We start from the raw sequence: 18,877 nt of genomic DNA on the forward strand, positions 1-18,877 counted from the left end.
TATTTAGGGCGGTATGGTGATTTCAGGGAAGAATAAATTTTTAATTTTGGGTGCAATTTCTAGCGCATCAGCGGCTTTGGCTCATTTAGGTTGCATTATTTTTGGTGGTGACTGGTATCGTTTTTTGGGTGCTGGTGAGCAAATGGCTAGTATGGCTGATAATGGTGATTGGTATCCCACGATAGTGACATCCGTAATTGTTTTAGTGTTCACGCTGTGGGCGCTATATGGTTTGTCAGGCGCTAAAGTGATTCCTCAACTGCCTTTTCTAAAGCTTGGATTGCTCGTTATTTCTTTCATTTATCTAATTCGTGGCGTCGCATTTGTTGTAATAATGCCGATGTTTCCCGAAAATAGTTCGACTTTCTGGATTGTTAGCTCAAGTATTTGTTTAGGTATCGGTACTCTCTATAGTGTGGGGACTTTTCAAAATTGGTCAACGCTAAGGGGCAAAGCAAATGTCTGAATCAAAATCGAACGCAGAGCGCTCTAATTTTGCTAGTGATGTGTCGACTTTATTTGCTAGTGGGTTATCTGCTTACATAATCAGTGGTATAGAATTACCGTATGTGTACTTGATTGATTCATTTGATATTGTAAAAGTTCTAGCAAGTGCAGGAGTGTTTGGTTTATTTTTCTATCCGTTTAGTCAGTTTTTTCGTTGGCTATATTCAGACTCAAAAAACAGATAGTGATTTTAATTCATAAGCTTAACATTTAGAACCGACAAGATGGTACCTCTAGACCCACTTAACTTCAATGGGGGTAAATGTCGTGTTAATGGGTAGGTAACGTTACTCTCAATCTAAAATATCGTTGGCTTTTTCTGATAAAAAAGCGACTTAATTAGCAAAAGTGGATGTTACACTTTTCTAATCAAGTCGCTAATTCAAGTTCAACTCCATCGTTCTGTGAGTTGTATTAAACCATTCGGTTTAATCTTCTAACGAATAAGGCAGCGCTTGGATTGCTAAACTAGATTGTTCATCATCAGCAATACGTAAAGTGGCATCCGCTTCAGTGTCATTGGCTAACACAGCGGTTAGCAGCACTTGATCACCTTGTTGGACAAACTCAATAATATTACCCACCTTACGAAACCCATCTTCAAGAGCAATCTCAATGGCCGAGTCAATCGTCAACGTTTGATTGGTGTTTCCAGACAAAATATACAAGGCGCGCTTGTTACCACCGCGATACTTCATACGGGCGATAGTTTCTTGCCCCATGTAGCAACCTTTGGTGAAGCTAATGCCATTAATAGCTTGAACATTACACATTTGCGGCACATATTGGCTGGAGTGTGCAGCTGGTATATTAGGGTAGCCCGCTTTTATTTCTTCAGCTTGCCATGCTGTTGCATCAAACACTTGTTGATTTTGGCAAAGCGCTTGTGCTTTATCTGCCGCTAACATCACGATATAGCGGTTATTATCTTTTAGTATCACCCCACCATCTACATGCGTGAGTTCAGCTTCAATGCTACCAAAATGCTGTTCTACAAACGTGCTAGCTTGACTGCCAGCAATACCCAGCAGTTGCCAGTGAGTTGATACATCAACTAATTCGGCTTTGCTAAAAACCGCATACTTTTTTAACTGCGGTAAGCCAACGGCTAAGGTATCGGTTGGCATCATCATATATAGAGAATCGTTGATGCTAAACGTACGGAAACTGGCAATCATTTTACCTTTAGGATCACAATGTGCACCCCAGCGCCATTGATCTGCGTTTAGTGAGACAATTTCTGTGGTCACTTGGCCATTAATGAAACTACGAGCTTGCTCACCAGTCACTTCAATTAACCCTAAGTGATCGAGGCTAGCTAACATGAGTGAGGGGGTTTCTTGGGTGAGGGCCCAATGGGGTTTACTTATTGAAAGGCTCATTTGATTTCCTGTGAAACAGCAACATAATGCCAGCAGTGTAGCCCAAACTCTGATCACTCAAAAGGGGATAACAATAAAAACGGCTACCTAAGTAGCCGTTTTATTCTCACTCTAAGCTAAAGTTTCGATTTTAAAATAATACGCGGGTACGGATAGTCCCTTCAATTTGCTTCAGTTCGACTAAGGCTTCTTCAGCTTGGTCAGAATCTACTTCCATTACAACATAACCAATCTCTGCTGTAGTTTGTAAGTATTGAGCGGCAATGTTGATGCCTTTCTCTGAGAAAGCTTGGTTAATTTTGATCAACACACCTGGACGATTATGGTGAATGTGCAGTAAGCGTGATGCGCCAGCGTGTTGTGCAAGCGATACTTCAGGGAAGTTAACAGCAGATACCGTTGAACCATTGTCCGAATATTTAGCCAGTTTACCTGCGACTTCAATACCGATGTTTTCTTGAGCTTCAGCAGTACTACCACCAATATGAGGTGTAAGTAATACATTGTCTAAACCACGTAATGGGCTAATAAACTCATCATCATTTGATTTAGGCTCTACTGGGAATACGTCGATGGCTGCGCCGGCAATATGTTCAGACTTAACGGCCTGTGCTAATGCCTCAATTTCGACAACTGTACCGCGCGATGCATTGATGAAAAAGCTACCTTGACGCATTTGGCTAAACTCTTTAGCACCAAACATATCTTTAGTTTGTGGTGTTTCAGGCACGTGCAAACTAACGACATCAGCACTAGCAAGTAAGCTCTCTAAGCTGTGAACTTGAGAGGCATTACCCAGTGGTAATTTATCTTCAATATCGAAGAAAATCACGCGCATGCCAAGGGTTTCAGCCAAAATGCCTAACTGAGTACCGATATGACCATAACCGATTACGCCGAGTGTTTTACCACGCACTTCGACACTGCCATTAGCACTTTTTAGCCAGCCACCACGATGACATTGAGCATTACGTTGCGGAATGCCACGCATTAGCATGATGATTTCACCAATAACTAGTTCAGCAACACTGCGAGTGTTAGAGAATGGCGCGTTGAAAACAGGTACACCGAGTTTTTCTGCCGCGGCTAAATCAACCTGATTTGTACCAATACAAAAACAGCCAATAGCAACCAGTTTTTCTGCATGGTTAAGTACTTCAGCAGTTAATTGAGTACGTGAGCGTAATCCCACAAAATGTGCATCTTTGATTGATTCGAGCAATTGGCTCTCATCTAATGAGGCCTTGTGATACTCAATGTTGGTATAACCTGCTCTTTCTAGTACATCTACCGCACTTTGGTGGACGCCCTCCAACAGCAGGATTTTTATCTTATCCTTGTCAAGCGAATGTTTCGCCATGATATGGGTACCCTCTAATGTGTAATTGCTGATTTAGTACCTAAAGTACTTATGCTTATGATATCAGTTAGTTTACTATTGATATCTGCTCCCAAGCGACGTCAAATCAGCTACTTTTTTTGAGGTAGGTGAGGTCTGTTCTACTTTGAGAAAATATGCGACTTCCAACGCATAGCCAAAGTAGCACTTTTTTTGCACATTGTGGAGGGCTAGATGGCTAAAGTTAATATTCTAATTTTAGAACAATATCGAATAAGAGGAATTTACATTGCATAATAAAATTATATGGATAGTCATTTATGCCGCGGTATTGCTTTGGTCGGTTAGTGATCCCAAGGATATGTTCACCTGGTGGCTTGAGGCGATCCCTGCGCTTATTGCTGTGGTGCTTTTGTGGGCAACACGTAATCGCTTTCAATTTACCTCATTGGCTTATTGGTTGATCCTTGTTCATTGCATTGTGTTATTTGTCGGGGCGAGATATACCTATGCTGAGGTGCCTTTGTTTGATTGGCTTGCCCAGATAATGGGTAGTGAGCGAAATAACTACGACAAAGTCGGTCATTTTGCCCAGGGTTTTGTGCCGGTAATCCTTGCTCGAGAAATTATGTTACGCAACGGTGTGCTAAAGATGGGGGCTTGGTGTCAGTTTTTATCTGTGTGTTTTGTGCTCGCATTTTCGGCTTTTTATGAGCTAATTGAGTGGTGGGTTGCGGCAGCAACAGGTGAAGATGCCGAAGCCTTTTTAGGTACCCAAGGTTACGTATGGGATACCCAGTCTGATATGTTTTTAGCATTAATTGGTGGTATTTGCGGATTACTGTTATTAACTCGTCTGCATAATCGCCAAATTAGCAGCAAAAAATAAATTGCAGCCAATGATTTAAAAATTTATATGTCAGTCAAAATGCTTATTCATACTTTTGGCTGACTAGTTTCACTCCCTATCTAATTAATTTCTACTATGCTTGTCACTCAATTTACAACCTTTACACCTTTTGTCGTAATCTAGGGCAATTGCCTGTAGCATCGGTACAATAATTGGGTATAAAATAAATTCAGGACGATGTTTGAGTACTCACGCTTTAGCCTATAAATTATTCATAAAGTTGAAACTAATGTCTGATAAATAGGGTGCTTGAACGTAATAACACTTTTCAGGGAGAAGAGTAATGAGCTCAAATAATTATGAACTGGTGTTTTTACATCAATTATCTGCCCCATGCCATCTTGCTATTCTTGCTGAATCGATTGGGTTGAAGACCCGTATTGTTAAACATGCTGGCGAATTAGAGTTAGATAAAAAATCCAATAGCTTTTATCTTATCGCCCAAAAAGGGGCGGCTTTAGATAATAAAGGCATCCCTTTGCTTGCCTCTCGTATTGTTAACCATGTACCCGTTGCTTTATACCAAGTAGAACGAGGTTCTTTAGACCAAGAATCAGCTTTGCTGTTGGGGGTTCGTGGATTATTGTATGCCGATCAACGCATGGACTTAATGTTAACGGGGTTACGTAAAATGGTATCAGATGAACTTTGGTACGATAGACCCTTAATCAGCAAGATGTTTAGGCGATTGGTTCAAAAACTCGATAATAACAACGAAATTCCTGAAGACACGGTCGCAATGCTACAAATGCTGACCAACAGAGAAAGAACCATTATTCAATTGGTTTCCAGTGGTGCACGTAACAAAGAAATTGCTCATAGTTTATGTATCAGTGAGCATACAGTTAAAGCCCATATTTCTTCAATTTTTCGTAAAACCCAATCCCGAAATAGAGTTGAGTTATTACGTTGGGCACAAACATATCAAACCCATTTTGAATTGGTGAATTAGTTATTTCTTTTTCTTAATTCGCAAAATAAGTTTGGGAAACTGACGCGCTTATTTTTAGTTGTTTATTCTCCTTTCATCTCACAGTACACTGGGAAAATAATTGTTAACTGGATGTATCCAATGAGTATTTGGTTTAGAGAAGTAACACTGGCAGATTGTGAGCGCTTAGATGCGGGTATGAACGGCAAAGGCACTCTAATGCGAACGCTGGGCATTAAGATCACCGAAATAGGTGATGATTATATGAAAGCGACAATGCCCGCCGATCCCAGTGTTCACAACCCATTAGGGATTGTCCATGGTGGTGCTAATGTGGCATTAGCTGAAACAGTAGCCAGTTATGCGGCTAATTTTGTTGTCGATTTCACTAAATTCTATTGTGTTGGCCAAGAGATTAACGCAAATCACTTAAAAGCCTCCCGTAATGGCACATTAACGGCAACGGCCAGACCTGTCCATATTGGTAAGCGAAGCTCAGTATGGGAGATTCTAGTGCATAACAGTGCTAATGATTTATGTTGTATTTCTAGGATGACTGCGGCAGTTGTTGAACGTTAACTTCATCTTATTGGGATAAGCTATACTCAACAAAAGAACGTTATTTTGGAGTTATTATGGATACAGCAACAATGTGGGAATGGGTGGGATATCTTGCCTCTGTCGTAGTCGCCATTTCTCTAATGATGGCAAATATCAAAAAACTTCGCTGGTGGAATTTAGTTGGCGCAGCTTTGTTTGTTGCTTATGGCCTAGCCATTGATGCTATTCCGGTCGCATTAGTGAATTTTTTCATTGTGTTAATTGATGCTTATTATTTAGTGAAATTGTATCGCGAGCCAATCGCTAAGCCACCTTCAGAGTAACTTGGTTATTTTACCAATCGCCGAAGCATGCTTCGGCTTTTTACTGCATTTTTAAATCGATTTTACTTAACCCTCCTCATTCTAATTACCTTTGTCGATTATAATCATCGCTTTTAATCGCTTTTTAAGTTTGCCGGCCTCATCTATTATCGCTTTATTCGATAACGACGGCCGAGGAAGCAACATGGCAACCGTTTATGACTTAATTGAACAATGGTTACTTGAAAGTAATTAGGAGAGAAAATATGAACAATTCACATTATTTAACAAGCCAGAATGGTGCCCCCATAGCAGATGATCAAAACTCACTTTCTGCTGGTGAAAGAGGCCCTTTGCTGCTTCAAGATTGGCATCTTATCGAAAAGCTAGCCCACTTTAACCGTGAGCGTATTCCTGAACGCGTTGTACATGCTAAAGGTACTGGCGTATATGGCACATTTACACTGACCAAAGATTTAAGTGAATTCACTATTGCAGATCATTTCAATGGTGTGGGTAAACAAACTGAAACGTTTGTTCGCTTCTCGACAGTAGGCGGAGAAATGGGCTCAGCCGATGCTGAACGTGATCCTCGTGGTTTTGGGCTACGTTTTTATACCACTCGAGGTAATCACGATATAGTGGGTAATAACACCCCAACTTTCTTTTTACGAGATGGTATTAAGTTTCCAGATTTTATTCATACTCAAAAACGTCACCCGCAAACTAATTTAAAAGATCCACAAGCCATGTGGGATTTTTGGGCACAAAACCCAGAAGCGATGCACCAAGTGACGATTTTAATGTCAGATCGGGGTATCCCAGCGAATTATCGTCAAATGCACGGTTATGGCTCACACACATTTTCACTTTGGAATGCCAAAGGCGAGCGTTTTTGGGTGAAGTTTCACTTCAAGTCGCAGCAAGGTGTGGTTAATTTAACCAATGCACAGGCTGATAAGTTGAAAGGAATCGATCCTGATTCTTCTCAGCGTGACATGGTGATTGCGATCACCGACAAAAACTTCCCAAAATGGACTGTGAAGGTACAAATCATGCCTGAAGCAGAGGCAAATACTTATCACATCAACCCGTTTGATTTAACTAAAGTGTGGCCACATGCTGATTATCCACTGATTGAAATTGGTGAGCTTGAGCTTAATCGTATGCCAAATAATTATTTTGCTGAAGTTGAGCAGGTTGCTCTAGCACCCAGTAATTTAGTGCCTGGCGTGGGAGCATCACCGGATAAAATGTTACAAGCAAGGCTATTTTCTTATGCTGATGCACAGCGTTACCGCATTGGTACAAATTACAATCAACTGCCGGTTAATTGCCCACATGCAGCTAAAGCAAATCACCACCAACGTGCTGGTGCAATGGCGGGAACTCAATGTCCTTTCCAAGGCAGTCAAACGGGCGGCGATACCAGTGCAAATTATGGTCCTAATACGACAAGCGCAGCATTACAAGACGCAGCTCAATTTGCAGAGCCGCCGTTGCGCTTAGATGGAGAAGCTGCTCGTTATAGCCGCTATAATCAAGATGATTTCAGCCAAGCTGGTAATTTGTACCGTATGTTTGCAGAAGATGAAAAGCAGCGTTTGGTAGAGACGATAAGTGGCTCTTTAAGCCAGGCAAGCTTAGATGTGCAACAAAAAATGCTAGCTCATTTTAGTCAGGCAGATGTTGATTATGGTCAGCGTATTGCTAAAGCATTAGGGCTATAAAAAGGTTTGTAATCTAAGTTAGCTGGACATAAATGATTGCCGTTTATCTTTATTAATTAACAATAGCGCTTTCATTTAGCGGATAAACAAAGGGACTGATGAAGTATCAGTCCCTTTTAATTTGATTATAAGTAATTGAATCTGGGTATGTTAAATCTCATTTATTCATCTCTTGACGCTAATTGAAGCTAAAGAGTCTGCTGTTTTAGCACGTCAGATAAGCCAATAAAGCGAGTTGAAATTTGCCGTAACCGGTATACCGCCAAAGTGACTCAATGCGCATTGGATTATCTAGAAGCGCTTTAATAAAAGCCGTTATCTGCTCATCGTCAGTTAACTGTGACTCTAACTTTTTATCCGTTAAAGCTAAGTCCTGTAACCTATCTATACAGTGAATTAACTGGTTAAAAAATCTAACATATTCAGCTTGCTTATCTTTTTGGATACTCGGTTCATTATCCTTTGTGTTGACGCTGTTGTTTACATGCTCCAAATAACGCTCGAGTTCAAGCCAATGGTTTAAACCTGTCTTTAACCGTGACTGTAAACTTGTGTTTGCTGATACCGTGGTGGCATCTAACAAATTAGGCCAGGCTGTTTTGAATTGATAAGGCATTTTTCCGGATAATAAATAACCCGTTACCGCTTTACTTTCCTCGGCTAATCTTATGGGGATATCGTTGGCAATCAGCTGTGCTAACAAGATTAAATCTTCGTTTTGGCCTTTAATTAATTCCAGTTCTAGCTCATGAATCAGTCTTGTTTTGTGGCCAGCAATCACTTCGCCTTTATCTAGTGCTACCTCAATTGTGCTGTGATTAATATTGATCAGCCACGTTTGGCGAGTAAAATTGGTTTCAAAAATAATGTTTAGATTGTTATTTAAGCACTGTAAATCAGTATTCAGGGGCCAAATGTGTTGAGGAAACAAGAATAGGTTGGGTGTTTTTTCAGCGGTTGTAACATTAAATTCTGGTCGACTATGTAGCCCTGAGCTAACACTTCCCGTCGTTTTAATTGTTTGCTCTTGATGATTTTTTGAGCCCCTTACTCTTAATCCCATATCCCATCGTGCTAACTGTAACGTGCAAGTGTCGAAATAATGATTAAATAAAAAATCGCTTTTACAGTAAGTTGAATTAGGTAAGTTATGGAGTGTTTTTACCAGTGAATCAAAATCTTGTAATGCAACAAATAGTTTTAGTTCGGTTTCAGTGTGCATTGACTTCTAGCTCGTCTTGTAATCAAATGTTCATAAATTCGTCATATTTGCTTCACAGTGTCACATTTCTGTAATAATAATCCCTTAGGATTGCGTTGCTCAGATGGATTATACTCTGAGCTGGAAGTGTAAATCGCGGTAGTGAGAAATTGAAACTACACTGTTTCTTTATGTGGACGCTTGAGGTAACATGCGCCCGCTTTTCCAAGTTGGAATTAATTAAATAGGTAACGGCAATGCCAGTAAACTCTATTTTAGGTGTGTTTGCAAAATCACCTTTAAAGCCTTTAGAACAGCATATAGATAAAGTTCATGAATGTGCTGTCCTCCTTGTTCCTTTCTTCGATGCCACAGTGGCAGGCGATTGGGATGAAGCTGTAAAAATTCGCAAACAAATTAGCATGCTAGAAAAAGAAGCTGATTCGTTAAAGCGCGAAATCCGCTTAACTTTGCCTGGTGGTTTGTTTATGCCAGTTGAGCGTACTGACTTACTTGAGTTACTAACTCAGCAAGACAAGATCGCTAACAAGGCAAAAGATATTTCTGGCCGCATGATCGGTCGTCAATTAGTTATCCCTCAACCAGTTCAAGAAGCATTCAATGCTTACCTTAAGCGTTGTCTTGATGCTGTAACTCTAGCCAAGCAAGCAATTAATGAGCTTGATGACCTACTCGAAACGGGTTTTCGTGGTCGTGAAGTAGACTTAGTCGCGAAAATGATTAACGAGTTGGATAGTATCGAAGAAGATTCTGATGATCTTCAAATCCAAGTTCGCCGTCAACTGTATGCTGTGGAATCTGAATTGAATCCAGTTGATGTCATGTTCTTATATAAAGTTATCGAGTGGGTGGGTGGTTTAGCAGATCTTGCTGAGCGTGTAGGTTCCCGTCTAGAGCTAATGTTAGCTCGTAACTAATCACAAGGTTATCAAGGAAACGACATGGTTGATGTATTAGTCACCAACGGTCCGGTACTTATCGGTATTGCGGCTGCATTTGGATTTTTGATGGCATGGGGTATTGGCGCAAATGACGTAGCCAATGCAATGGGAACCTCAGTAGGTTCTAATGCTATTACGATTAAACAAGCGATCATCATTGCGATGATATTTGAGTTTGCTGGTGCTTTCTTAGCAGGTGGAGAAGTAACCAGTACAATTCGAAACGGTATTATTGATGCTGCTTATTTTACTGATGTGCCTGAATATTTAGTGTACGGCATGATTGGTTCGCTCCTCGCAGCAGGTATTTGGTTGGTTGTTGCTTCGGCATTAGGCTGGCCAGTATCTACAACTCATTCAATTATTGGTGCAATTATTGGTTTTGCGGCAGTTGGCGTCAGTGTTGATTCCGTTGAGTGGGGCAAGGTAGTTGGTATTGTTGGTTCTTGGGTTGTAACGCCAGCTATTTCGGGCTTTATCGCTTATACCATTTTCCAAAGTGTGCAAAAACTGATTTTCAACACTGATGATCCATTAGCCAATGCTAAACGTTATGTGCCTTTCTATATGGCATTAGCGGGCTTTGTTATGTCATTAGTGACAATCACTAAAGGCTTAAAGCATGTTGGCTTACACTTCTCGACGTTAGAAGCTTATCTGCTTGCTGGTGCTGTAGCCCTTGCTGTTGGCATATTCGGTAAAGTAGCTATCTCTCGTTTAAAAATGAGTAACAAGGCAGATCGTCAAACGCAATTTGGTAACGTTGAAAAAGTATTTGCCATATTGATGGTTGTTACCGCATGTTGTATGGCTTTCGCACATGGTTCAAACGATGTCGCAAACGCAATTGGTCCTTTAGCTGCTGTAGTATCAGTTGTTGAAAGCGGTGGTGTGATTGGCTCAAAATCTGTGCTTGCATGGTGGATTTTACCACTAGGTGCTGTGGGTATCGTTTTAGGTTTAGCCTTGTTCGGTAAACGCGTAATGCAGACAATTGGTAAAAACATTACTCATTTAACACCTAGCCGTGGTTTTGCTGCCGAACTTGCTGCAGCATCGACCGTTGTTATCGCTTCAGGTACGGGTTTACCCATCTCTACTACACAAACATTAGTGGGTGCAGTATTGGGTGTGGGTATGGCGCGTGGTATCGCAGCAATTAATATCGGTGTGGTACGTAATATTGTTGTGTCATGGGTAGTGACATTACCAGCCGGTGCAGGCTTGTCGATTATTTTCTTCTACATTATTAAAGATATTTTTAGTTAATAGTTGAAGTTATTTTTGATGTTAGAAGGAAGTCTTATGACTTCCTTCTTGCATTCATGGGATTAAATAAATAGCATGGCTGCTAGTCGATAGCGTTAGGGAAAAGATTGTGTTGAGAGTCATTCATTTTTTTGCATTATTATTGTTGTCTATGGGCGCCCAAGCTCAAGTGTCGACGCATTATGTTTCAGATGATGTTTTTACCTATATTCATGGTGGTCCAGGTACTGAGTTTCGTATTATTGGTAGTATCGAAGCGGGTCAGCCAATTACCTTCAACGGTAAAACCGAAGGTGAATATTCGCAAATCGTTGACAACAAAAACCGTGAAGGTTGGATCCGCAGTGATTTTGTTACCGATAAACCGAGTTTAAGAGAACGTTTTCCGCAGATGGAAAAAGAGCTCATTAAGGTTAATGAGCAATTAAATAATATCTCTTTGAATACCGATAACGCGGCACAAGATCTGCAACTGGCAAATAAAAAAATTGTTGAATTACAAACGGCACTAAAATCTGCGCTAACTGAACGTGATTTAGCTAGAGAGAAAGTCAGCATCAATCAAGATGAACAGCAATTTAAAATGTGGCAACAAGGCGGCATGATTGCGGGGTTCGGTGCATTAATAGGTATTATTTTAGTTTATATACCTCGTCCACAGCGTCGTAAAAATAGCCGTTGGATGTAATTTATAGACTCTTATATGTGACATTATTCAAACAAATAAGCCAACATAAATATGTTGGCTTATTTGTTTTGAAGTTCGATGTAAGCTTATGCTTTTAAAGCAATTAACTTTAATTTTACAATCAAGATTCTCGCCATCAACATAAACAAGTACACCTTCTGCTACACTTTATGCGATTTAAAGCCAATTAATCGATTAACAGACGGTGTTTTTGATCACATTTTGATTGTATACTCCGCCGCGAAGAATCGTACATTGTATACAAAATAAAACATTTCAATGTACAGCACACACATTGGTTTTTACCCTCCTTCAACTGACCATGATGGAAGCGATTATGATGTTCAAAGCGAGTGAAGTACTGGGCGGTCGCTATGACAATGCCACTCTCGACGAGTTGTTTAAAGCCGTCACCGATAATTATATTGTTGATGAAGAGCAATATTTAGCGGAGTTAATTACGCTAGTGCCTTCATCAGATGAAGAAATTCAAAAGGTGACTAATAGAGCCCATCAATTGGTAGGTAAAGTACGCCAATTTGAGAAAAAGGGCTTGATGGTAGGCATTGATGCTTTTTTGCAGCAGTACAGCTTAGAAACTCAAGAAGGCATTATTTTAATGTGCCTTGCAGAGGCGCTATTACGTATTCCTGATGCCGATACTGCTGATGCTCTTATCGATGATAAATTGTCGGGGGCAAAGTGGGATGCTCATCTTAGCAAAAGCGATTCTGTATTAGTTAACGCCTCTACTTGGGGACTGATGTTAACGGGTAAGATTGTAAAGCTTGATCGTAAAATAGATGGCACACCTAGCAATTTATTAAATCGTTTAGTCAATAGACTCGGCGAACCTGTTATTCGTCAAGCCATGCTAGCCGCTATGAAGATTATGGGTAAACAATTTGTGTTGGGGCGTAATGTCAAAGAAGCCCTTAAAAACAGCGAAGCAAAGCGCCAAATGGGCTATACCCATAGCTATGACATGTTGGGTGAAGCGGCACTAACATCAAAAGATGCACAAAAATACTTTACTGACTATAGCAACGCCATTCGTGATTTAGGTGCTCAGCAATATGACGAAGTTGAAGCGCCAAGACCGACGATTTCTATCAAGCTTTCTGCGCTGCATCCACGTTATGAAGTTGCCAACGAAGATCGTGTATTAACTGAACTCTATGACACAGTGATTAAGTTGATTGTGCAAGCGCGTGAGTTGAACATTGGTATTTCTATTGATGCAGAAGAAGTGGATCGCCTAGAGTTATCATTAAAATTATTCAAAAAACTGTACCAATCAGATGCCGCCAAAGGCTGGGGACTGTTAGGTATTGTGGTTCAGGCTTATTCTAAGCGTTGTTTACCTGCGTTATGTTGGTTTAACCGTCTAGCTAAAGAGCAAGGCGATGAAATTCCATTACGTTTAGTGAAAGGGGCTTATTGGGACAGTGAATTAAAATGGGCTCAGCAAGCCGGTGAAGGCGGATATCCACTTTATACGCGTAAAGCGGGCACCGATGTCTCTTATTTAGCCTGTGCACGCTTTTTACTGTCAGAAGCCACTCGCGGTAATATTTACCCACAATTTGCAACTCACAATGCGCAAACCGTTGCCAGCATAGGTGCGATGGCGGGTGATCGCCTTTATGAATTCCAACGCTTACATGGCATGGGCCAAGAGCTTTATGACACCATGCTAGCGGAAAGTGGGGCTAAAGCCGTACGTATTTATGCGCCAATCGGTGCCCATAAAGACCTACTGCCGTACTTAGTTCGCCGTTTATTAGAAAATGGTGCTAACACCTCTTTTGTACACAAATTAGTAGACCCGAAAACCCCAATTGAATCATTAGTGGTTCATCCGCTAGTGACATTAAAAGGTTATAAGAGCTTCGCAAATCATAAGATTGTTAAGCCAATTGATATTTTCGGTGCAGAACGTAAAAATTCCAAAGGATTAAATATGAACATTATTTCAGAGTCTGAGCCATTTTTTGCGGCATTAGAGAAATATGCTCAAACCCAGTGGCAAGCTGGACCATTAGTTAACGGTAAAACTTTAGCTGGCGATCTAGTTGATGTTGTTAGCCCATTTGACACCACTAAACTGGTGGGGAAAGTGGCATTTGCAGATAAGCAAGCTATTGAAACGGCCATAGCTTCTGCCGAGGGTGCGTTTGGTCGTTGGACCCGTACACCGGTTGAAACTCGTGCTAATGCCCTACAAAAATTAGCGGATTTATTAGAAGAGAACCGTGAAGAGTTAATCGCACTGTGTACCCGAGAAGCAGGTAAGAGTATTCAGGACGGTATTGACGAAGTTCGTGAAGCGGTTGATTTCTGTCGCTATTACGCTGTTCAAGCCAAGAAGATGATGGGTAAACCTGAACTGCTTCCAGGCCCAACAGGTGAGCTTAATGAGTTGTTCTTACAAGGCCGAGGCATTTTTGTATGTATTAGCCCTTGGAACTTCCCATTAGCTATCTTCTTAGGTCAAGTTAGTGCGGCTTTAGCTGCGGGTAACACAGTGATAGCTAAACCTGCTGAACAAACCTGTGTAGTTGGTTACCGTGCGGTTCAATTAGCACATGAAGCGGGTATTCCTACCGATGTGTTGCAATTCTTACCGGGAACGGGCGCCGTTGTTGGTTCAGCGTTAACCGCTGATGAACGTATTGGCGGAGTGTGTTTCACCGGCTCTACAGGTACGGCTAAATTAATTAACCGTACATTGGCAAACCGTGACGGTGCAATTATTCCATTAATCGCTGAAACCGGTGGTCAAAATGCCATGGTAGTGGATTCGACTTCACAACCTGAGCAAGTGGTTAATGATGTTGTTTCTTCTTCGTTTACCAGTGCTGGCCAACGCTGTTCAGCGTTAAGAGTATTGTTTTTGCAAGAAGATATCGCTGATCGCGTTTTAGATGTGATGAAAGGTGCGATGGAACAATTAACCATTGGCAACCCAAGCTCTGTAAAAACAGATGTTGGCCCAGTTATCGACGCAACAGCTAAAGCGAACTTAAACGCGCATATCGATCATATTAAACAAGTGGGTAAGTTAATTAATCAACTTGAGCTACCAGCAGGCACCGAAAATGGTCATTTTGTGGCGCCAACGGCAGTTGAGATAGATTCAATTAAAGTGTTAGAAAAAGAACACTTTGGTCCTATATTGCACGTTATTCGCTATAAAGCGGCTGACTTAGCTAAAGTGATTGATGAAATCAACAGCACTGGTTTCGGATTAACCTTAGGCATTCATAGCCGTAATGAAGGCCACGCTTTAAGTTTGGCTGATAAAGTGAATGTGGGTAACGTTTATATTAACCGTAACCAAATTGGTGCAGTCGTTGGCGTGCAACCATTTGGTGGCCAAGGGCTATCAGGTACTGGCCCTAAAGCTGGTGGTCCACACTATTTAACGCGTTTTGTGACCGAAAAAACCCGTACAAATAACATCACTGCCATTGGTGGTAATGCAACGTTATTATCTCTCGGTGATGCTGACGAGTAAGCATTCGTTATTTAACACGACTAAAATGATGCCCACGCTTGAGTGGGCATTTTTTTAGCTGAAAAAGACTAAATTTGTCATATTAACACCATTAATTAACCTCATCTCGAGTTAAGAAATGAATAAACGATATTTAAAATAATCATATTCAACCACTTATAGTCAAATCTGTACTTTGCACTGAGCACATGGTCAATTTGCGGGGCAATAGTAAGTTAATTTAACGCAGTTAACGGTGTAAAGAGCTGTTTGATATGCATTTATGATCCTGAGTTGAGGTTAAATTAGTTGTTCAAGCAGCGTTATTCATGTTTGTTATTGCCTTAGGGCGATCGGATTTCATACTGCTTTTTACCATGTTTCAAAGCGAGTAATGCCGTAGCAAGAGGGAAAGTAAGATCAAAATATTGCTGCAATCTTCAACAAACGTTATGTTTTTGTGGCAGTGTTTGTTGTTTTTTGCGACTAAGTGGTTTTTTTTGTGTAAAAATACCAATGGAGGTTAAGAAGTCTAGACGTCTAGATTGCAATTTGATTCAAGTTCTCTTATTCTTGGCGCAAATGATTTGTATGTGTAGGATGTGAGATGAATATTCATGCTAACGAATATATACCCGCTCACGTCAACCAGAAAATATAAATAACAAGAGAGCCAACTTTGACTAAACCAGCAGCAAGTACCCCCCCGCAGACAGCTTCATTTATCGCGCTGTTGCCTCTATTTGTCTTTTTAACATTATTTATTGGTGCTGGCGTTTATTTTCAAAACCAAGGTGTGGATTACGCGTTTTATCAATTGCCTAGTGTTATCGCTATTTTACCTGCCATTATCTTGGCTTTATTGCTGTCAAAACAAAAGCTAAATAGCGCGATTGAAACTTTTATCGCGGGCATTGGCCACAGCAATATTATTGCGATGTGTTTAATTTATTTATTAGCCGGCGCCTTTGCTTCAGTGGCCAAAGCTACCGGTGGCGTTGATGCTACCGTGGCCTTAGGTCTATCACTTATTCCAGCAGATTTATTACTTCCGGGCTTTTTTGTGATAGCAGCATTTATTGCAACGGCAATGGGTACATCGATGGGCACTATAGCGGCGGTTGCTCCCGTGGCACTTGGGGTCGCAGATCAAGCCCACATAGATTACGCCTTAATGGCGGGAGCTGTGATGTCTGGGGCATTATTTGGTGACAACTTATCAATTATTTCAGATACCACCATTGCTGCTACTCGAACTCAAGGTTGTGAAATGAAAGATAAGTTTCGTGAAAACCTTGTGTTTGCTATTCCTGCGTCGCTGATTACCTTAGTGGTATTTGGGTTAGCTGGTGAAGGACAAGCGGCCATCGCACCGCAGCAAATTGAATTTATTAAGGTTATCCCCTATTTAACAATTTTATTCTTAGCTGTTGCAGGACTTAACGTTTTTGTGGTGTTGACCTTAGGGATTATTCTTGCCGGTGTCACAGGGATTACCGCCGCCGACTACAATACCATTCAGTTTGGTAATGATATTTACACGGGTTTTACTAATATGCAGGAGATTTTTATTCTGTCGATGTTGGTAGGAGGCTTGGCGGCGCTAATGCAACAGCAAGGTGGTCTAGCGTTTGTTAACCATCAAGTAGAAAGCTTAATTAGCCGTTTCTCTAAATCAAAGGGTGACGCCTCACCTCGCGCCGCTGAGTTAGGTATGGCGGGAATAGTAGCTATAACTAACACCTGTGTGGCGAATAATACTGTATCGATAGTTGTGACGGGAGAAATTGCCAAGGATTTAGCTCAAAAACATGGTGTTAGCCCTAAACGTGCGGCCAGTGTGTTAGATATTTTTGCCTGTATTGTGCAAGGGCTAATTCCCCATGGGGCACAAGCCTTATTAATCGCGTCAGTTTTTACCATTAGCCCAATTACTGCGGTATTAAATGCTTGGTATTGTATGATTTTGGCGGTTGTCGCCATAAGTATTGTTATTTGGCGCAAACGTAGCGTTAACTAAGTAGGTATCACGATTTTATTATCTCAGGCCCTAAACTCAGTTTGGGGCTTTTTCTTTTATGCAGATAACGGTAAGCTAATTTAACAACTTGTATAGTATGAATTCCCTTGGCCAAACAGTATAGAAATTACGATTTACACTTGGTGATAGTGTTTATGTCATTAGCGGCCGCGGCGATCGCTAGCCTTGGCGTGGCTTCAGCTTTATTTGTGGAAGCTAACAGCATGCAAGTGAATATGTTCAATATCCGCCCGGATATGTTGGGAGATTACATGAACTCTCGATTGGCAGTTGTCTTTAATCTGTCTCTATTAGCTGCTGGTGCGTGTTTGTTTTTGGGCACTGTGGCGATTTATTTTACTTTTCCAGATCCATTAAGCCGTGCCATAGCTGTGGTTGGCTCGTTAGTCGGCTTAAGCATAGCGTTAATGGGTGTTTTTCCGATTAACTTTTTAGAATGGCACCGTAAGGTATCGACGTTTTATTTGCTCGGTTCACTGGTGTTGCATTTGTTGTGCTTTGCAGATTTTTTTAGGACCCAAAGCACTATGACTCGAGTGGTGTTCGGATTGTCAGTTTTAGCGATAATGACGTCATTTAATTTGATATTCATGTTGGACTGGACGTTACTGGATTTTCCACCCTGTGAGGATATAGCAAACCATTTTTGCTGGGTATCTTCTAGTATGTGGGTACTGACTCAAGCCAATATTTTATGGTGTGTTTGTTTAGGGTTAAGCATGAGGCAACATATCGTCAGTCAGCAATCATTATCCAGTCGTTTTGCCGCCGCATAATTTGCCATGACTAAATATCGTTTGGCGCATTATTTAGCCCTGTGCGGCGTAGCTTCAAGGCGCCAAGCCGCAAGATTTATCGAAGCGAATAGGGTAACAATTAACGGCCAAATTGTGGGTCACAGTGAGATAGTCTGTTTTGAATCCCAAGTCGCAATTGTTGATGATATTCGACTCGATGGTGTTGTGATTAGCCCTCCTGAAAGCAAAGTCTATTGGTTGTACCATAAACCAGTGGGGATAGATTGTCGGTTGTTGGCAGCTGACCCCTCGAGCTTATTGCACTATTTACCCGATAGCCCGAGAGTTTTTCCTGCTGGGCGATTGGATAAAGATTCGCGTGGATTACTGCTGCTAACAAATGACGGCTACCTTAGCCAACGTTTAATGCACCCTGATTTTCACCACACTAAGACCTACCAAGTAGAAGTGAATAAGCCCTTTGATGATAGCTTTTTAAATATGATGAGCAGCGGGGTCAGTTATCATCAGGCAAAGCAGCAAGTGATGACGCAAGCCTGTAGTGTTATGCGGTTGGGGGAAACTCAATTTGAGATTGTATTAACTCAGGGGCTTAACCGTCAAATACGCAGAATGTGTTGGGCGTTAGGTTACCGTGTTATCGATTTAAAACGCACGGCGATAGGGCGGGTAACATTAGGCAATCTTGCTGAGGCAAAACGGCGACCATTAATGGTCGCCGAATTAACTGATTTAACTAGTTTGATGGTTTGAACTAATCTACTTAACCTGAGTAAATTAACTCAATACGGTTAGGT

Annotated in this window: 17 protein-coding genes; 14 read left to right on the forward strand and 3 right to left on the reverse strand. The window is 41.2% G+C overall.

The genetic code is table 11. The annotated features are described in order from the left end of the window. Positions 1-13: 13 nt before the first annotated feature. Together IEY03_RS04545 and IEY03_RS04550 are read left to right on the forward strand one after the other, a co-directional pair. Complete coding sequence (locus IEY03_RS04545) at positions 14-466, forward strand: hypothetical protein (protein WP_188840171.1); 453 nt, start codon at positions 14-16, stop codon at positions 464-466. Then, on the forward strand, positions 459-692 hold the full coding sequence (locus IEY03_RS04550) for a hypothetical protein (protein WP_188840172.1): 234 nt from the start codon (positions 459-461) through the stop codon (positions 690-692). The genes IEY03_RS04545 and IEY03_RS04550 overlap by 8 nt, the downstream gene beginning before the upstream one ends. Before the next feature lie 243 nt (positions 693-935). Here IEY03_RS04550 and ygfZ read toward each other — a convergent pair whose 3' ends face one another. Further along, positions 936-1,889, reverse strand: a complete 954-nt coding sequence (ygfZ, locus tag IEY03_RS04555) for a tRNA-modifying protein YgfZ (protein WP_188840173.1) — start codon at positions 1,887-1,889, stop codon at positions 936-938. Positions 1,890-2,019: 130 nt separating this feature from the next. Beyond that, on the reverse strand, positions 2,020-3,249 hold the full coding sequence (serA, locus tag IEY03_RS04560; RefSeq protein WP_188840174.1) for a phosphoglycerate dehydrogenase: 1,230 nt from the start codon (positions 3,247-3,249) through the stop codon (positions 2,020-2,022). A gap of 268 nt (positions 3,250-3,517) precedes the next feature. Here serA and IEY03_RS04565 point away from each other — a divergent pair, with 268 nt between their 5' ends. From IEY03_RS04565 to katB, 5 genes are all read left to right on the forward strand, one after another. After that, positions 3,518-4,117 carry a DUF2238 domain-containing protein gene (locus tag IEY03_RS04565; protein ID WP_188840175.1) on the forward strand — a complete coding sequence of 200 codons (600 nt, stop codon included), beginning with the start codon at positions 3,518-3,520 and terminating at the stop codon, positions 4,115-4,117. Positions 4,118-4,421: 304 nt separating this feature from the next. After that, on the forward strand, positions 4,422-5,090 hold the full coding sequence (locus IEY03_RS04570) for a helix-turn-helix transcriptional regulator (RefSeq protein WP_188840176.1): 669 nt from the start codon (positions 4,422-4,424) through the stop codon (positions 5,088-5,090). Positions 5,091-5,210: 120 nt separating this feature from the next. Further along, the gene (locus tag IEY03_RS04575; protein WP_188840177.1) at positions 5,211-5,648 is read left to right on the forward strand and encodes a PaaI family thioesterase; all 438 of its coding nucleotides are present in this window, start codon (positions 5,211-5,213) and stop codon (positions 5,646-5,648) included. A 56-nt stretch (positions 5,649-5,704) separates the two neighbouring features. After that, complete coding sequence (locus IEY03_RS04580) at positions 5,705-5,953, forward strand: YgjV family protein (RefSeq protein ID WP_188840178.1); 249 nt, start codon at positions 5,705-5,707, stop codon at positions 5,951-5,953. A gap of 245 nt (positions 5,954-6,198) precedes the next feature. Continuing rightward, on the forward strand, positions 6,199-7,662 hold the full coding sequence (gene katB / locus IEY03_RS04585; protein WP_188840179.1) for a catalase KatB: 1,464 nt from the start codon (positions 6,199-6,201) through the stop codon (positions 7,660-7,662). Positions 7,663-7,867: 205 nt separating this feature from the next. On the opposite strand, the gene IEY03_RS04590 is transcribed toward katB, so the two are convergent. Beyond that, positions 7,868-8,884: a CYTH domain-containing protein gene (locus IEY03_RS04590; RefSeq protein WP_188840180.1), complete on the reverse strand. Its 1,017-nt coding sequence runs from the start codon at positions 8,882-8,884 to the stop codon at positions 7,868-7,870. Positions 8,885-9,120: 236 nt separating this feature from the next. On the opposite strand from IEY03_RS04590, the gene IEY03_RS04595 reads away from it, so the two are divergent. From IEY03_RS04595 to IEY03_RS04625, 7 genes are all read left to right on the forward strand, one after another. Further along, positions 9,121-9,801, forward strand: a complete 681-nt coding sequence (locus IEY03_RS04595) for a TIGR00153 family protein (RefSeq protein WP_188840181.1) — start codon at positions 9,121-9,123, stop codon at positions 9,799-9,801. 24 nt (positions 9,802-9,825) lie between these two features. Continuing rightward, a complete protein-coding gene (locus tag IEY03_RS04600) occupies positions 9,826-11,094 on the forward strand; it encodes an inorganic phosphate transporter (protein WP_188840182.1) in 1,269 nt (422 codons plus the stop codon). A 109-nt stretch (positions 11,095-11,203) separates the two neighbouring features. Then, on the forward strand, positions 11,204-11,782 hold the full coding sequence (locus tag IEY03_RS04605; protein WP_229778190.1) for a TIGR04211 family SH3 domain-containing protein: 579 nt from the start codon (positions 11,204-11,206) through the stop codon (positions 11,780-11,782). A gap of 325 nt (positions 11,783-12,107) precedes the next feature. Continuing rightward, positions 12,108-15,302: a bifunctional proline dehydrogenase/L-glutamate gamma-semialdehyde dehydrogenase PutA gene (gene putA, locus IEY03_RS04610; RefSeq protein WP_188840436.1), complete on the forward strand. Its 3,195-nt coding sequence runs from the start codon at positions 12,108-12,110 to the stop codon at positions 15,300-15,302. A 658-nt stretch (positions 15,303-15,960) separates the two neighbouring features. Further along, on the forward strand, positions 15,961-17,301 hold the full coding sequence (locus tag IEY03_RS04615; protein WP_188840183.1) for a Na+/H+ antiporter NhaC family protein: 1,341 nt from the start codon (positions 15,961-15,963) through the stop codon (positions 17,299-17,301). 155 nt (positions 17,302-17,456) lie between these two features. Further along, positions 17,457-18,098, forward strand: coding sequence for a hypothetical protein (locus tag IEY03_RS04620; protein WP_188840184.1), 642 nt, complete (start codon positions 17,457-17,459; stop codon positions 18,096-18,098). A 6-nt stretch (positions 18,099-18,104) separates the two neighbouring features. Continuing rightward, complete coding sequence (locus IEY03_RS04625) at positions 18,105-18,833, forward strand: pseudouridine synthase (protein WP_188840185.1); 729 nt, start codon at positions 18,105-18,107, stop codon at positions 18,831-18,833. Positions 18,834-18,877: the final 44 nt, after the last annotated feature.

This window comes from Shewanella aestuarii (assembly GCF_014647215.1).
In the GTDB taxonomy this organism is placed as follows: domain Bacteria; phylum Pseudomonadota; class Gammaproteobacteria; order Enterobacterales; family Shewanellaceae; genus Shewanella; species Shewanella aestuarii.

What these genes read in the sequence shown, in the direction of transcription:
- IEY03_RS04595 (WP_188840181.1), top strand. Translation starts at nt 9,121, where the DNA reads ATGCCAGTAAACTCTATTTTAGGTGTGTTTGCAAAATCACCTTTAAAG.
- IEY03_RS04580 (WP_188840178.1), top strand. Translation starts at nt 5,705, where the DNA reads ATGGATACAGCAACAATGTGGGAATGGGTGGGATATCTTGCCTCTGTC.
- putA (WP_188840436.1), top strand. Translation starts at nt 12,108, where the DNA reads ATGGAAGCGATTATGATGTTCAAAGCGAGTGAAGTACTGGGCGGTCGC.
- IEY03_RS04550 (WP_188840172.1), top strand. Translation starts at nt 459, where the DNA reads ATGTCTGAATCAAAATCGAACGCAGAGCGCTCTAATTTTGCTAGTGAT.
- serA (WP_188840174.1), bottom strand. Translation starts at nt 3,249, where the DNA reads ATGGCGAAACATTCGCTTGACAAGGATAAGATAAAAATCCTGCTGTTG.
- IEY03_RS04575 (WP_188840177.1), top strand. Translation starts at nt 5,211, where the DNA reads ATGAGTATTTGGTTTAGAGAAGTAACACTGGCAGATTGTGAGCGCTTA.
- IEY03_RS04600 (WP_188840182.1), top strand. Translation starts at nt 9,826, where the DNA reads ATGGTTGATGTATTAGTCACCAACGGTCCGGTACTTATCGGTATTGCG.
- IEY03_RS04545 (WP_188840171.1), top strand. Translation starts at nt 14, where the DNA reads ATGGTGATTTCAGGGAAGAATAAATTTTTAATTTTGGGTGCAATTTCT.
- IEY03_RS04590 (WP_188840180.1), bottom strand. Translation starts at nt 8,884, where the DNA reads ATGCACACTGAAACCGAACTAAAACTATTTGTTGCATTACAAGATTTT.
- IEY03_RS04570 (WP_188840176.1), top strand. Translation starts at nt 4,422, where the DNA reads ATGAGCTCAAATAATTATGAACTGGTGTTTTTACATCAATTATCTGCC.
- katB (WP_188840179.1), top strand. Translation starts at nt 6,199, where the DNA reads ATGAACAATTCACATTATTTAACAAGCCAGAATGGTGCCCCCATAGCA.
- IEY03_RS04625 (WP_188840185.1), top strand. Translation starts at nt 18,105, where the DNA reads ATGACTAAATATCGTTTGGCGCATTATTTAGCCCTGTGCGGCGTAGCT.
- ygfZ (WP_188840173.1), bottom strand. Translation starts at nt 1,889, where the DNA reads ATGAGCCTTTCAATAAGTAAACCCCATTGGGCCCTCACCCAAGAAACC.
- IEY03_RS04620 (WP_188840184.1), top strand. Translation starts at nt 17,457, where the DNA reads ATGTCATTAGCGGCCGCGGCGATCGCTAGCCTTGGCGTGGCTTCAGCT.